17 protein-coding genes are annotated in these 13,780 nt (G+C 68.2%); 12 read left to right on the top strand and 5 right to left on the bottom strand.

What is annotated here, in order from left to right; all coding sequences use genetic code 11:
- The first annotated feature begins 64 nt into the window (after nt 1-64).
- Nucleotides 65-832 (top strand): exodeoxyribonuclease III, encoded by a 768-nt coding sequence (gene xth, locus LF41_RS08725; protein WP_036168652.1) that lies wholly within the window; start codon nt 65-67, stop codon nt 830-832.
- Nucleotides 833-932: 100 nt separating this feature from the next.
- On the opposite strand, the gene LF41_RS08730 is transcribed toward xth, so the two are convergent.
- A complete protein-coding gene (locus LF41_RS08730) occupies nt 933-1,202 on the bottom strand; it encodes a GlsB/YeaQ/YmgE family stress response membrane protein (RefSeq protein ID WP_036168653.1) in 270 nt (89 codons plus the stop codon).
- Between the two features lie 160 nt (nt 1,203-1,362).
- A complete protein-coding gene (locus tag LF41_RS08735; protein WP_052116269.1) occupies nt 1,363-2,715 on the bottom strand; it encodes an AMP-binding protein in 1,353 nt (450 codons plus the stop codon).
- Nucleotides 2,716-2,803: 88 nt separating this feature from the next.
- Here LF41_RS08735 and LF41_RS08740 point away from each other — a divergent pair, with 88 nt between their 5' ends.
- From LF41_RS08740 to rpmG, 9 genes are all read left to right on the top strand, one after another.
- Nucleotides 2,804-3,388 carry a 4'-phosphopantetheinyl transferase family protein gene (locus LF41_RS08740; protein WP_052116270.1) on the top strand — a complete coding sequence of 195 codons (585 nt, stop codon included), beginning with the start codon at nt 2,804-2,806 and terminating at the stop codon, nt 3,386-3,388.
- Nucleotides 3,389-3,400: 12 nt separating this feature from the next.
- A complete protein-coding gene (rsmG, locus tag LF41_RS08745; RefSeq protein WP_036168655.1) occupies nt 3,401-4,057 on the top strand; it encodes a 16S rRNA (guanine(527)-N(7))-methyltransferase RsmG in 657 nt (218 codons plus the stop codon).
- A gap of 56 nt (nt 4,058-4,113) precedes the next feature.
- Nucleotides 4,114-4,935, top strand: a complete 822-nt coding sequence (locus LF41_RS08750; RefSeq protein ID WP_052116271.1) for a ParA family protein — start codon at nt 4,114-4,116, stop codon at nt 4,933-4,935.
- Nucleotides 4,932-5,852: a ParB/RepB/Spo0J family partition protein gene (locus tag LF41_RS08755; protein ID WP_036168657.1), complete on the top strand. Its 921-nt coding sequence runs from the start codon at nt 4,932-4,934 to the stop codon at nt 5,850-5,852. The genes LF41_RS08750 and LF41_RS08755 overlap by 4 nt, the downstream gene beginning before the upstream one ends.
- 82 nt (nt 5,853-5,934) lie before the next feature.
- Nucleotides 5,935-6,939, top strand: a complete 1,005-nt coding sequence (locus tag LF41_RS08760) for an SDR family NAD(P)-dependent oxidoreductase (protein ID WP_036168659.1) — start codon at nt 5,935-5,937, stop codon at nt 6,937-6,939.
- Nucleotides 6,936-7,661 carry a glycosyltransferase family 2 protein gene (locus LF41_RS08765; protein WP_052116272.1) on the top strand — a complete coding sequence of 242 codons (726 nt, stop codon included), beginning with the start codon at nt 6,936-6,938 and terminating at the stop codon, nt 7,659-7,661. Before LF41_RS08760 ends, LF41_RS08765 begins: the two co-directional genes overlap by 4 nt.
- 2 nt (nt 7,662-7,663) lie before the next feature.
- The gene (locus tag LF41_RS08770) at nt 7,664-8,023 is read left to right on the top strand and encodes a lipid-A-disaccharide synthase N-terminal domain-containing protein (protein ID WP_237577693.1); all 360 of its coding nucleotides are present in this window, start codon (nt 7,664-7,666) and stop codon (nt 8,021-8,023) included.
- Nucleotides 8,024-8,150: 127 nt separating this feature from the next.
- Nucleotides 8,151-8,387, top strand: a complete 237-nt coding sequence (rpmB, locus tag LF41_RS08775; RefSeq protein ID WP_036168661.1) for a 50S ribosomal protein L28 — start codon at nt 8,151-8,153, stop codon at nt 8,385-8,387.
- Nucleotides 8,388-8,400: 13 nt separating this feature from the next.
- Nucleotides 8,401-8,565, top strand: coding sequence for a 50S ribosomal protein L33 (rpmG, locus tag LF41_RS08780; protein WP_036168663.1), 165 nt, complete (start codon nt 8,401-8,403; stop codon nt 8,563-8,565).
- Nucleotides 8,566-8,629: 64 nt separating this feature from the next.
- Here the strand turns inward: rpmG and acs are convergent, their stop codons facing one another.
- From acs to LF41_RS08795, 3 genes are all read right to left on the bottom strand, one after another.
- Nucleotides 8,630-10,525 carry an acetate--CoA ligase gene (acs, locus tag LF41_RS08785; RefSeq protein WP_052116273.1) on the bottom strand — a complete coding sequence of 632 codons (1,896 nt, stop codon included), beginning with the start codon at nt 10,523-10,525 and terminating at the stop codon, nt 8,630-8,632.
- A 38-nt stretch (nt 10,526-10,563) separates the two neighbouring features.
- A complete protein-coding gene (locus tag LF41_RS08790) occupies nt 10,564-10,860 on the bottom strand; it encodes an EF-hand domain-containing protein (protein ID WP_036168666.1) in 297 nt (98 codons plus the stop codon).
- A gap of 68 nt (nt 10,861-10,928) precedes the next feature.
- Nucleotides 10,929-12,125 (bottom strand): DesA family fatty acid desaturase, encoded by a 1,197-nt coding sequence (locus LF41_RS08795; protein WP_036168667.1) that lies wholly within the window; start codon nt 12,123-12,125, stop codon nt 10,929-10,931.
- 185 nt (nt 12,126-12,310) lie between these two features.
- Here LF41_RS08795 and mutM point away from each other — a divergent pair, with 185 nt between their 5' ends.
- Nucleotides 12,311-13,138 (top strand): bifunctional DNA-formamidopyrimidine glycosylase/DNA-(apurinic or apyrimidinic site) lyase, encoded by an 828-nt coding sequence (gene mutM, locus LF41_RS08800; protein ID WP_036168669.1) that lies wholly within the window; start codon nt 12,311-12,313, stop codon nt 13,136-13,138.
- Nucleotides 13,139-13,212: 74 nt separating this feature from the next.
- Nucleotides 13,213-13,776, top strand: a complete 564-nt coding sequence (locus tag LF41_RS08805; protein ID WP_036168671.1) for an ECF-type sigma factor — start codon at nt 13,213-13,215, stop codon at nt 13,774-13,776.
- The last annotated feature ends 4 nt before the right edge of the window (nt 13,777-13,780 follow it).

A 13,780-nucleotide genomic window follows, 5' to 3' on the forward strand; every position in this document is an offset into this window, starting at 1 on the left:
CGGCCTCCACGCTGGTCCCTGCACAGGGAACAACGGAAGCCCGCGCGCCAACGGGACCGACTGCTTGAAGATCGCCAGCTGGAACGTCAATTCGCTCAATGTGCGCATGGCGCACCTGTCGCAATGGCTGCGCGAGGCGCAGCCGGACATCGTCGCGCTGCAGGAAACCAAGCTCGACGACGAACGCTTCCCGGATTCGGACATCGCCGCGCTCGGCTACCGCAGCGTGTTCTGCGGCCAGAAGACCTACAACGGCGTCGCACTGCTGAGCCGGGTGCCTTTCGCCAGCGAGTGCATCACCGCGATCCCGAACTTCGACGACCCGCAGAAGCGCGTGCTGGCGGCGACCGTCGGGGACCTGCGCATCGTCGACCTGTACGTCGTCAACGGCGAGAGCGTCGGCAGCGCGAAGTTCGACTACAAGCTCAAGTGGCTGGCGGCCGTGCGCGAATGGCTGCGCGAAGAGCTCGTCGCGCATCCGAACCTGGTCGTGCTGGGCGACTTCAACATCGCGCCCGACGACCGCGACGTGCACGACCCCAAGCGCTGGCGCGAGAAGATCCTGTGCTCCACGCCCGAACGCGACGCGCTGCGCGCGCTGCTCGACCTCGGCCTGCACGACAGCTTCCGCCTCTTCAACGAAGACAACGGTCACTACAGCTGGTGGGATTACCGCCTCGCCGCGTTCCAGCGCAACTGGGGCCTGCGCATCGACCTGGTGTTGGTGAGCGACGCATTGAAAGCCCGCGCCACCGCCGCCGGCATCGATACCACGCCGCGCGGCTGGGAGCGCCCGAGCGACCACACGCCGGTGTGGGTGCAGATCGATTGAATCCCCGGAAAAACAAAGCCCGGCGCGAAGCCGGGCTTGGTCCCTGTCGCGGAGCCTCGGCCATCCATGACCGAGCTCCGCATCCCGTTCGCGCGCTGTCTTAGCGCACGCGTCCGCGGCGGAACAGGTTGACGATCGCGAGCAACACCACGGCGCCGATCAGCGAAATGATGAAGCCCGTGACGCTGAAGCCGTCGTTGATGTTGGCACCGCTGATACCCAGCATGCCGCCCAGCCACCCACCGAGGAACGCGCCGACGATGCCGACGATCACATTCAGGATGATGCCCTGCTGCGCATCGGTCCTCATGATGAGACTGGCGAGCCAACCGACGATGCCGCCCACGATCAACCAGATGATGATGTTCATGCACCCACTCCTTTGAATTGGTCAGCGAATCCTGATCGACCCCCCAGGGGAAGGGGGTTCGGCGGCAGTCTCTGCGGGCAGGCGTGAAGGTGGAGTCAGAACTCGAACGCGTCGAAAAACCGCTTGTTTTCAGCGGTTTGCAGTCGTCGTGAAGGGCGCGTCACAAGCCCGCGAGCAATTCGGCAAGCGTCTCGCGCGGCAGTTTTCCGGTTTCGTTGCGCGGCAACATCGCCACGCAACGCAGGGGCCTGGGCAGGAACACCGGATCGAGCGTGCGGCGCAACGCCGCGAGGATGTGCGACTCGTCCAATGCAGGCGCGACGGCGAGCGCGGCGATGCGGCGCACGCCGCCTTCGCCTGGTTCGTCGAGCTGGAACACGATGCCGTCTTCGACGCCCGGGATGGCGAGCAGCTTGCGCGTCATGTCGCCGAGCGACGCGCGTTTGCCGGCGATTTCCAGCAAGTCGGCATTGCGGCCGCGCAGCAGGAAGCCACCGTCGGGTTGGACTTCGACGAGATCGGCAAGCACGACGGGCGTTTCGAGATGCGGTGCGTGCACGGCGGTGCCGTCGGGCTGCGGCACGACGCGCACGCCGGGCAGCGGCGTCCACGCGGTTTCGCACGCGGTGCGGCGGCGCGCGATGACGCAGGTTTCGGTGGAACCGAACACTTCGCGCACTTCGCAACCAAAGCGCGCTTCGGCCTCGCGGGCGAGTTCCGCCGACAACGGCGCGGTCGCCGACACGATCGCGCGCAACGGCGGCAGCGTGCAGCCCGACACCAACAGCGCACGCAAGTGCACGGGCGTGGTCACCAGGATGCGCGGCGCGCGCGCATGCGCCAGCGCCTGCGCGACGTCTTCGGGGAAGAACGGGCGCGCGGCATGCACGGCGACGGGGCCGAGCAGCGGCAGCAGCACCGACATCTCCATGCCGTACATGTGTTGCGGCGGAACGGTGGCCACGACATGCGCATCGCCTTCGGCTTCCCACAGGTCCGACAACGCGGCCAGGTTCTGCGCGGTGCTGCGGCGGAAGCTGCCCCAGGTTTTCGGATTCGCCTGCGGGCGGCCGGTGCTGCCGGAGGTGTAGCCGATCGCAACCAAGGCATCGTCGTCGAGCAGCGGCGTGTCGCCGATGCGTTCGGGCAACACCTCGGGCAAACGCAGGTAGCGCGCGGGCGCGGGCGAAAGATCGCCGTCGCCGATGCAGTAACTGTCGGGGTGCTGGGCCATCGCTTCGTCGACGGCACCTGCCGCGCGCGAAGGCGGCAGCAGGTTCGTCTGTCCGCGCATCGCGATCGCGCAGAAGGCGACGAGGAAGCGGTAGCGGTCTTCGCACAGGTTGATCGCGTGCAACCCCGGCGGCAGCATCGCGGCGACGCCGCGCACCTGCGCGAGGAAGGTGTCCAGCGGCACGTCCCCACGTGCGTCGAACACCACCGCGCGCGACGGCGCGCCCGCGGCAATGGATGTGTGCGGCGCGCGTGCGCCGGGCTCGATGACTGCGGACATTCGAACTGCGTTCCCTTGGCGGCCTGCGCCGCCCCCCTTCGCGTACTTTACGCTGGCTCGTCTCGTCCCGGGATTGTTCCCCCATCGCATGGAACCGGCCTTCACATCGCCCGAGGCATCGCACCTGCCGCGCTGGACCTGGCGCGACCACGCGCGCGGCACGCCCGCGACGCCGCTGGTGCGCGACTGGCTCGGCGCTGAACTCGGCGTGGCGGCGTCATCCGTCGACCTGCGGCGCGATGCGCTGGGCAGGCCGCGCCTGGCGGGCGTGCTGCAGGGCTTCGACGTGAGCTGGAGCCACAGCGGCGAGGGCCTGCTCATCGCCCTGGGCGAAGGCGTGGACGTCGGCGTGGATCTCGAACGCGCCCGCCCGCGGCCGCGCGCGCTGGAACTCGCCGAGCGCTTCTTCCATGTCGCCGAACACGCCTGGCTGCGCGGCCTTCCGGAGCCCGACCGCAACGAAGCCTTCCTCCGTCTGTGGTGCGCGAAGGAAGCGGTGCTGAAGGCGCACGGGCGTGGCATCGCGTTCGGCCTGGACAAGTTCGGCCTCGCCGATCTCGAAGGCGGGCTTGCGATGACCCACCCGCATGCCGGGCTCGGCGGCCCGTGGTCGGTGCATGAATGGGCGCCGCGGCCCAGCTATCGCGCGGCGCTCGCCTGGCGCGGCCGCTAAGATGCGCGCCCCATGACGACGCCCGCCACCCCCATCGACGCCCTGCGCCCCGAGCTCGAATCGGGCCTGCGCGCGCTCGGCCTCGATGCCGCGCTCGCGACGCCGTTGCTCGATTACCTCGCGCTGCTCGCGCGCTGGAACGCCACCTACAACCTCACCGCCATCCGCGACCCGCGCGAGATGGTGGGCAAGCATCTGCTCGATTCGCTGGCGATGCACCCTTACATCGACGACATCGCCAATGCGGGTGGCGCGCTGGCCGATCTCGGCACCGGGCCCGGGCTGCCCGGCATCCCGCTGGCGATCGCCAAACCCGGGCTGCGCGTGTCGCTGGTGGAGAGCAACGGCAAGAAGGTGCGCTTCCTGCGCGAGGCGATCCGCAAGCTGGGGCTGACCAACGTCGAGGCCGTGGAATCGCGGATCGAGGCCTTCGATGCCCCCGGCCGGTTCGACGCGATCACCGCGCGCGCACTCGCCACGTTGCCGCTGATCCTGGCCTCCGGCGGCCATCTCCTGCGACCGGGCGGCGTACTGCTGGCAATGAAGGGCGTCGTGCCCGCGGACGAGATCGCCGCGCTGCCGGCGGGATGGCGCGTTCGTGAGATGCACCCGATGCGTGTGCCCGGTCTCGAAGCCGAGCGGCACCTCGTCGTCGTGGCTGCGGCATAATCGGGGTCCGGCCGCCTCCACCGAGCAGCGCCGAACCACCCGGGGGACATCGCGCCGTGACGGCCCGCATCATCGCTGTTGCCAACCAGAAAGGCGGCGTCGGCAAGACCACCACCTCCGTGAACCTCGCGGCGGCCCTTGCCCGCACGCCAAAACGCGTGTTGCTCGTGGATCTCGATCCGCAGGGCAACGCCACCATGGGCAGCGGCGTGGACAAGCGCGAATTGCGCGCATCCACCACCGACGTCCTGCTCGAGGAAATGCACGCGACCTCGGCGATCGTGAAAACCCCCGAAGGCTTCGACATCCTGCCGGGCAACATCGATCTCACCGCGGCCGAAATCGAACTGATGGACGAAGAAGGCCGCGAGCAGCGCCTCAAGCGCGCACTCGAGCCGATCCGCGATCAGTACGACTTCATCATCATCGACTGCCCGCCGGCGTTGTCGCTGCTCACGCTCAATGCGCTGACGGCGGCCGATTCGATCCTGGTGCCGATGCAGTGCGAGTACTACGCGCTCGAAGGCCTGTCGGCGCTGATCGACACGATCGAGGCGCTGAAGCACCGGCTCAATCCGACGCTCGAGATCGAAGGCGTGCTGCGCACCATGTTCGACGTGCGCAACAACCTCGCCAACGCCGTGTCGGCGGAACTGACGCAGCATTTCGGCGACCGCGTGTTCCGCACCATCGTGCCGCGCAACGTGCGCCTGGCCGAGGCGCCGAGCCACGGGCAGAGCATCGTCGCCTACGACAAGGCCTCGCGCGGCAGCGTCGCGTACCTCGGCCTCGCCGGTGAAGTGATGCGCCGCCAGCGCGAACGCGAACAAACGGCGAAGAACGCGACGCCCGAATCGAAGAAGGAAGTGCAAGCATGACCGTCGCGAAGAAGCGCGGGCTCGGGCGTGGCCTCGAGGCGCTGCTCGGGCCGAAGGCCGCCGCCGAAACCGCGCCGCTGGAAGCCCAGCCGGGCGAGGCCCTGAAGAACCTGCCCGTCGGGCAGTTGCAGCCGGGCCGTTACCAGCCGCGCTCGGGCATGGACCAGGGCAAGCTCGCCGAGCTGGCCGAATCCATCCGCGCGCAGGGCGTGATCCAGCCGATCGTCGTGCGCGAGATCGACGCCTCGGGCAAGGGCGCGCGCTACGAAATCATCGCGGGCGAACGCCGCTGGCGCGCCTCGCAGCTCGCGGGCCTGGCGGAAATCCCGGCGGTCGTGCGCATCGTCGACGACCACGCCGTCATCGCGATGGCGCTGATCGAGAACATCCAGCGCGAAGACCTCAACCCGCTCGAAGAAGCCCTGGCGCTCCAGCGCCTGATCGACGAGTTCGACCTCACGCACGCGCAGGCCGCCGACGCGGTGGGCCGTTCGCGCGCGGCGGTGTCCAACTTGCTGCGCCTGCTCGAGTTGCCGCCGGAAATCCGCGTGCTCGTGGAAACGCGCGCGATCGAGATGGGCCATGCGCGCGCGTTGCTCACCCTTGCACCGCAGGCCGCGGTCGCGCTCGCGCGCCAGGCCGCCGAACACGAATGGTCGGTGCGCGAAGTCGAACACCGCGTGCAGCAGTTGATGGCCGGCCAGGTCGCCGACGGCAGCGGCGCACGCAAGGCCAGGCCGGCGAAGGCCAAGCCGCAGGCCGACATCGCCACGCTCGAGCGCGAGCTGTCCGAGTCCCTCGGCACGCGCGTCAACGTGCTGCACGGGCGCGCCGGCAAGGGGCGCCTGGTCATCCATTATTCGGACCTGGACTCGCTCGACGGCGTGCTCGAACGCCTGCGCGGCAAGGCGGGCTGATCTCGCCCCCGCATCGGCGTGAGGCGGCCTGCACGGCCGCACCGCTAGGCTGCGGCGATTTTTCAACGGAGCTGCGCGCCCCATGTCGGACCAGAGCACGGACACGATCCTCGTCACCGGCGCCGCCGGTTTCATCGGCGCCTACGTGTGCCGGGAACTGCGCGCGCGGGGCGCGAAGGTCGTCGGCCTCGACAACTTCAACGACTACTACGATCCGCGCCTCAAGCGCGATCGCGTCGCCGCGCTGATCCCGGATGTCGAGATCGCGCAGTGCGACCTCACGGATCGCGCGGCGCTCGAAGCGCTGTTCGACCAGCACCGGTTCGGCCGCGTGATCCATCTCGCCGCGCAGGCGGGCGTGCGCTACTCGCTCGAGAATCCGCACGCATACGTCGACAGCAACCTGATCGGCTTCGTCAACATGCTGGAGCTGTGCCGGCACCGCGGGGTGCAGCACCTGGTGTATGCGAGCTCGTCGTCGGTGTACGGCGATTCGGCGACGCCACCGTTTTCCGAAAGCCAGCGCATCGACCGCCCGCGCTCGCTGTACGCCGCCACCAAGGCCGCGAACGAACTGATGGCGCACACCTACGCGCATCTGTACGGATTGCGCGCGACCGGGCTGCGCTTCTTCACCGTCTACGGACCGTGGGGCCGACCCGACATGGCGCCGCTGCTGTTCTCGCGCGCGGTGCTCGCCGGCCGGCCGATCAACGTGTTCAACCACGGGCGCATGCGCCGCGACTTCACTTACATCGGCGACATCGTCGCGGGCGTGCTCGGCGCGATGGATGCCGCGCCCCGTCCGGCGGGCGAGGATGCGGCCGAAGGCGGGCCGCATCGCGTGTACAACCTCGGCAACCACACGCCCGTCGAGCTCGAGCATTTCATCTCGGTGATCGAGGGCGCCGCCGGCCGCCCGGCGGAAAAGACGTATCTCCCCATGCAGCCAGGCGACATGGTCGAAACCATGGCCGATACTGCGCGCGCCCACGCGGACTTCGGTTTCGAGCCCGCGACCCCCATCGAGACGGGCCTGCCGCCGGTGGTGGCGTGGTGCCGCGATTATTTCGGAGACGATGCTTGAGCCCGACCCCGCAGCTGTCCGTCGTCGTGCCGGTGTTCAACGAGCAGGACAATGTCGGTCCCTTGCTGCGGGAAATCGTGGCCGCGTTGCGCGGCCGCGTGGCGTTCGAAGCGGTCTTCATCGATGACGATTCGAAGGACGGCACGCTCGCGGCCTTGCGCGCGCTGAAGGCGGAAGTGCCCGAGCTGCGCGTGCTGCACCACCTCAAACAGAGCGGGCAGAGCACCGCCATCCGCACGGGCGTGCGCCACGCCCGCGCGCCTTGGGTGGCCACGCTCGACGGCGACGGCCAGAACGATCCGGCCGACATTCCCAAGCTGCTCGATGCGCGCGATGCCGCGCAGCCGAAGATCCGCCTGTTCGCCGGCTGGCGCGTCAACCGCCAGGATTCGGGCAGCAAGCGCTGGGCCTCGAAGTGGGCCAACGCGATCCGCGCGCGCATGCTGCGCGACGACACGCCCGACACCGGGTGCGGCATCAAGTTGTTCGAACGCGAGGCCTTCCTCGACCTGCCCTACTTCGACCACATGCATCGCTACCTGCCGGCGCTGATGCAGCGCGCGGGCTGGGAGACGGTGAGCGTGCCGGTGAACCATCGCGCGCGTTCGACCGGCGTGTCGAAGTACAACAACCTCAACCGCGCGCTGGTCGGCATCCGCGACCTGATGGGCGTGTCCTGGCTGATCGTGCGCAGCAAGCGCACGGGCGTCGAGGAGTCCTGAGGATGCTGGAGGCGGCCCCGGTGGTCCAGGACGTGATGAACGCGCCGATCCCCTGGCTCACGTGGACCGGCCTGCACATGTCCCCGTGGAAGCTGATCGGTCTGACCGGGGCGCTGATGTTCGGCGGCCGCTGGCTGGTCCAGTTCGTCGCCTCCCGGCGCCACGGCAAGCCCGTGATCCCGCGCCTGTTCTGGTACATGAGCCTGGTGGGGTCGGTGATGACCCTGGCCTACTTCGTCTTCTCGGCCAAGCAGGACTCGGTGGGGGTGATCCAGAACCTGTTCCCCGCCTTCACGGCCGGCTACAGCCTGTACCTGGACATCCGGCACCGCGGCTGGCACCGGGACAAGGCCAGCCACTAGCCCGGCGGGGCCCATCCGGGCATAATGCGCGGCTCGCTGCGGCAGTCCCGGCCCAAAGGGCCATCGGCAGCGTGGCCGTCGCATCCCAGGCCATGGGGTGCACCACAGACACCAATCGAGGTGCGCAATGTCCCGCGTTTGCCAAGTTTCCGGCAAGAGCGTGCAGACGGGTAACAACGTCTCGCATGCAAACAACAAGACCCGCCGTCGCTTCCTGCCCAACCTGCACGAGCGTCGCTTCTGGGTCGCCAGCGAGAACCGCTGGGTCAAGCTGAAGGTTTCCGCGCACGCGCTGCGCACCATCGACAAGAACGGTATCGACTCGGTCCTGGCGCAGCTTCGCGCCCGTGGCGAGAAGGTCTGAGGAGTAAACGACCATGGCAAGCAAGCGCGACAAGATCCGCCTGATCTCCTCGGCCAACACCGGCCACTTCTACACGACCGACAAGAACAAGAAGAACACGCCGAACAAGATGGAGGTCAAGAAGTACGACCCCGTCGTCCGGAAGCACGTGATCTACAAGGAAGGCAAGATCAAGTAAGCCTTCGCTGTTCCGTAGCGAATCAAAGGACCCGCCGAAAGGCGGGTTTCTTTTTGCCCGCGCCTCACGCGCCGCGGCGGTTGCGCACGAGCGAATCCACCACCGACGGATCGGCCAGCGTCGAGGTATCGCCCAGTTGGTCGGGGGCGTCTTCCGCGATCTTCCGCAGGATGCGCCGCATGATCTTCCCCGAGCGCGTTTTCGGCAGGCCCGGCGCCCACTGGAGATGATCGGGCGTCGCGATCGGCCCGATCTCGTGCCGCACGTGCGCGATCAATTCGGCGCGCAGCGCATCGGACTCGGCTTGCCCGGCGACGAGTGTCACGTAGGCGTAGATGCCCTGCCCCTTGATGTCGTGCGGGAATCCGACGACTGCGGCTTCGGCGACCTTCGCGTGCGAGACCAGCGCGCTTTCGACTTCCGCCGTGCCGATGCGGTGGCCGCTGACGTTGATGACATCGTCGACGCGGCCCGTGATCCAGTAGTCGCCGTCGGCGTCGCGGCGGCAGCCGTCGCCGGTGAAGTACAGGCCGGGGTACGCGCGGAAGTAGGTGTCGATGAAACGCGCGTGGTCGCCGTAGACCGTGCGCATCTGCCCGGGCCAGGAATCCTTCAGCACGAGATTGCCCGCGGCTTCGCCCTGCAGTTCCTTGCCGTCCGCATCCACCAACGCGGGGCGCACGCCAAAGAAGGGCTTCATCGCGCTGCCGGGCTTCGCTTCCATGCCGATGGGGGGCGCGATCAGGATGCCGCCGGTCTCCGTCTGCCACCACGTATCGACGACCGGGCAACGCGCATCGCCGACGACGTCGTGGTACCAGCGCCACGCTTCCGGATTGATCGGCTCACCGACGGTGCCGAGCAGGCGCAATGACTTGCGCGAGGCCGCGCGCACCGGTGCATCGCCTTCGCGCATCAACGCGCGGATCGCGGTCGGGGCGGTGTAGAAGATCGTGACCTGGTGTTTGTCGATGACGCGCCAGAAGCGCGAATGGTCCGGATGGTTCGGCACGCCCTCGAACACCACGGCCGTCGCGCCGTTCGCCAACGGCCCGTAGACGATGTAACTGTGCCCGGTGATCCAGCCGACGTCGGCCGTGCACCAGTAGATGTCGTCCTCGCGCAGGTCGAACACGCGTTCGTGCGTGAAGCTCGCGAACACCATGTAGCCGCCGGTGGTGTGCAGCACGCCCTTCGGTTTGCCGGTCGAGCCGGAGGTGTAGAGGATGAAGAGCGGGTCTTCCGCGTTCATCGGTTCGGGGTCGCACGTGTCCGGTTGCCCGGCCACGACCGCATCGACCCAGCGGTCGCGCGGCATCTGCATCGCCACCGCCGCGCCGGTGTGGCGCACGACGAGGACCGTCTCGACCGAGTTGGTGCCGGGGAGCGCGAGCGCGGCATCGACGTTCGCCTTCAGCCCGATGCGCTTGCCGCCGCGCATGCCTTCGTCGGCGGTGATGATCAGCTTGCTGCGGCAGTCGGCGATGCGGTCGGCGATCGACTGCGGCGCAAAGCCGCCGAACACCACCGAGTGGATCGCGCCGATGCGCGCGCAGGCGAGCATCGCGACGACCGCGTCCACGATCATCGGCAGGTAGATCGTGATGCGGTCGCCCTTGCGCACGCCGAGGTTGCGCAGCGCATTGGCCAGGCGGCACGTGCGCGCGTGCAATTCGCGATAGGTGACGTGTCGCGCTTCGCCGTTCGGATCGTCGGGCTCGAAGATCAATGCGGTGCGATCGCCGCGCGCCGGCAGGTGCCGATCCAGGCAGTTCACGCTCGCGTTGAGCACGCCGTCGGCGTACCAGCGGATGCGGAAGTCGTCGGCGTGGAAGCTGACATCGCGGATCTGCGTCGGCGGCTGCATCCAGTCGATGCGCTGCGCGATGCGCTGCCAATAGCCTTCCGGATCACGCAACGCGTCGGCGTATTCGCGTGCGTAGTCGGTCGTGTCGGTCATGCGGGCAAACCCGGCGACGTGGAGCGATCAGTGTGCCTTCAACGCGGCGGTGCGGCGAGTTCGGCCGCGCTCAGCGTGCCGTCATGGTTCTTGTCCTGGCGGCGGAAGGCGTCGGCCAGCCGCGCCCGGTGCGCCTCGCGCGTCAGCGGCTTGCCACGGCCGCCGGGTTGTTCCGCGGGCGCGAGCGTGCCGTCGTGGTCGGCGTCCATCGCATCGAAGGCGTAGCTCAGCCAGTCCTGGTATTCGACCAGGGAGACGCGGCCGTCGCCATCGGCGTCCATGCGCGCGAGGTATTCGCTGGTCGCCACGACCTGCGCGAACGCGGCCGGCGCCATCAGGCAGGCAAAGAAAAACCCCGCACGGAGCCGTGCGGGGTTTCGTCGAACGAGCATGCGTGCGTGCATCAGGCCTGCAGCTGGTAGCCCTTCAGGCGCGCCGAGAAGTCCTGCAGCGCGCGGATGCCGCTGGCTTCGGCGTCCTTGCACCACTGCTGCAGGTTCTGCAGCGTGGCCGAGGCATCGTTGCCGCGCGCTTCGAGCACGGCCGCAAGGCGGGCGCGATGTTCGACCAGCGCACGGATGCGCGGACGCGAGGCGACCCAGTCCTGCAACTGCTGGCGGGCATCGGGCTTCAGCCAGCGGCCGTCGTCGTTGAGGCCCTTGCGCAGCGCGCGCGGGAGCATGGCGCGCAGCTTGGCGCCGGTGGCCTGCGCTTCTTCGGCGAGCGCCGGCTTGAGCACGTTGCGCTGGAAGTCGGTCATCGCCTGGAAGCGATGCGCCAGCAGCGCCTTGATGGTCTCGGTATCCGGCACGTTGATGTTCGGGCGCACGTCGAGCGTCGGCGCGACACGCAGCACCTTGGCCATGCCGACGGCTTCGAACATCTTGATCACGCCCCAGCCGATGTCGACTTCGAACCTGCGCAGCGCGAACTTCGCCGAGCTCGGGAAGGCATGGTGGTTGTTGTGGAGTTCTTCGCCGCCGATCCACACGCCCCACGGGGTGAGGTTGGTCGCGGTGTCGGTGGTCTCGAAGTTGCGGTAGCCCCACCAGTGGCCGAGGCCATTGACGACGCCCGCGGCCCAGAACGGGATCCACAGCATCTGGATCGCCCACACGGCGACGCCCGGCAGGCCGAACAGCGCAAAGCTGATGAACAGCAACAGCGTCGGGCCCATCGTCGCGTGCGGCGTGTACACCTTGCGCTCGATGAAATCGTCCGGGCAGCCCTTGCCGTACTTCTCGATCGACTCGCGATCGGTGCGCGCTTCGCGATACAGCTCGACGCCGCGCCAGAAGACGGTCTTGATGCCCTTGTGCATCGGGCTGTGCGGATCTTCCTCGGTCTCGCACTTCGCATGGTGCTTGCGATGGATCGCGGCCCATTCCTTCGTGATCATCGACGTGGTGAGCCACGTCCAGAACCGGAAGAAATGCGCGAGCACGGGATGGAAGTCGACGCCGCGGTGCGCCTGGCTGCGATGCAGGTACAGGGTGACCGAGAAAATCGTCAGCTGCGTCGCGACCAGCAGGTAGACCACCAGGCCGACCCAGCCGAACTGCAGCAGACCGCCGCCGAGGAAATCGAGTAAAGCGTGCATCGTGACTCCGTGGGGGATAACGGGGTTTTCGCCCCAGAACATCATGCCACCCCCGATCCCCCATGCGCCCGGGTACGGCGTCGTTCCGTGATGCAGGTGTTCAGACCTCCTGACAAGCTTCACGTTGCAGCGGCCGCTTTCACACCCCATGTCCCGACATCACGTTTCGCGCACACTGACCGCCCATGCCTGAGCTGCCCGAAGTCGAAACCACGCGCCGCGGCCTTGCGCCGCACCTCGAGGGGCGCATCGTCTCCGATGTCGTGTTGCGCCGTCCGGACCTGCGCTGGCCGATTCCACCTGAAATCCGGGCATTGCTGCCCGGTCAGCGGATCGATTCCGTTCGTCGGCGCGCGAAATACCTGCTGCTCGATACCGAGTCCGGGAGCGCGCTCCTGCACCTGGGCATGTCCGGCAGCCTGCGCGTGTTGCCCGCCGATACGCCGGTCGAAGCACATGACCATGTCGATCTGAACCTCGCCGACCGCGGGCGCTCGAAAGGCCGCGTCCTGCGCTTCAACGATCCGCGCCGGTTCGGCTGCCTGCTCTGGCAGCCGCCGGGGCAGGTCCACGAACTCCTGCGAGGGCTCGGCCCCGAGCCGCTGTCCGACGCCTTCGACGGCGATTACCTCTTCGCCCGCAGCCGGGGCCGGAAGGCGCCGGTGAAGACCTTCCTGATGGATCAGGGGATCGTCGTGGGCGTGGGCAACATCTACGCGGCCGAAGCCCTCTTCGACGCCGGGATCTCGCCCCTGCGCGAGGCCGGCAAGGTCTCCCGCGAGCGCTACGGCGCGCTGGCCGAGGCGGTGAAGCGCATCCTGGCCTACGCCATCGAGCGGGGCGGCACCACGTTGCGCGACTTCATCAGCCCCGATGGCGTCCCCGGGTATTTCGAGCTCGAACTGTCCGCCTACGGGCGCGGCGGGCAACCCTGCCCGCGGTGCGGAAAGCCCATGAAAGAAGGGGCGATCGGGCAGCGGACCACGGTCTGGTGCCCCCGCTGCCAACGCTGAATCCTTCACCTGCCAACCTCTTACCGAGGTAAATACCCTCCAACGCGGGTATATTCCGGCGCCTGAGGGGGCATATGTCCGAAACGGCCGACATCACGGAGTTGCTGGACGCTGCACGCGACGGAGACCGTGGCGCGCTGGACCGTGTCCTGGCCACTCTGTACCAGGAACTCCACGCGATGGCCCGCCGCCAGCTCGCCGGGCAGCATGGGCACACGCTCGATGCCACCGCGCTGGTGCACGAGGCCTACCTCAAGCTGGTCGGCCGCAATTCCGCGCAGTTCGACGATCGCGCGCACTTCTTCGCCTATGCCGCCTCCGCGATGCGCAGCGTCGTCGTCGACTACGCGCGCCAGCGCCTGGCGCAGAAACGCGGCGGCGACCTGCACCGCGTGACCGAACTGCCCGAGGAAGTCGAAGGCGGGCTGCGCCTGGATGAAGAGACGCTGGGCCTCGACACCGCGCTGACGCGCCTGGCTGCCGTCGACGCGCGCCTGGCGCAGGTCGTCGAGCTGCGTTACTTCGCGGGCCTGTCGGAACTGGAAATCGCCGCCCTGCTGAAACGCTCCGAACGCAGCATCCGGCGCGACTGGCAGAAGGCGCGCCTGTTCCTGCTCGCCTCGCTCAAGGACAGTTGACGGG

The sequence above is a fragment of the Lysobacter dokdonensis DS-58 genome, from assembly GCF_000770795.1.
GTDB classification, from domain to species: domain Bacteria; phylum Pseudomonadota; class Gammaproteobacteria; order Xanthomonadales; family Xanthomonadaceae; genus Noviluteimonas; species Noviluteimonas dokdonensis.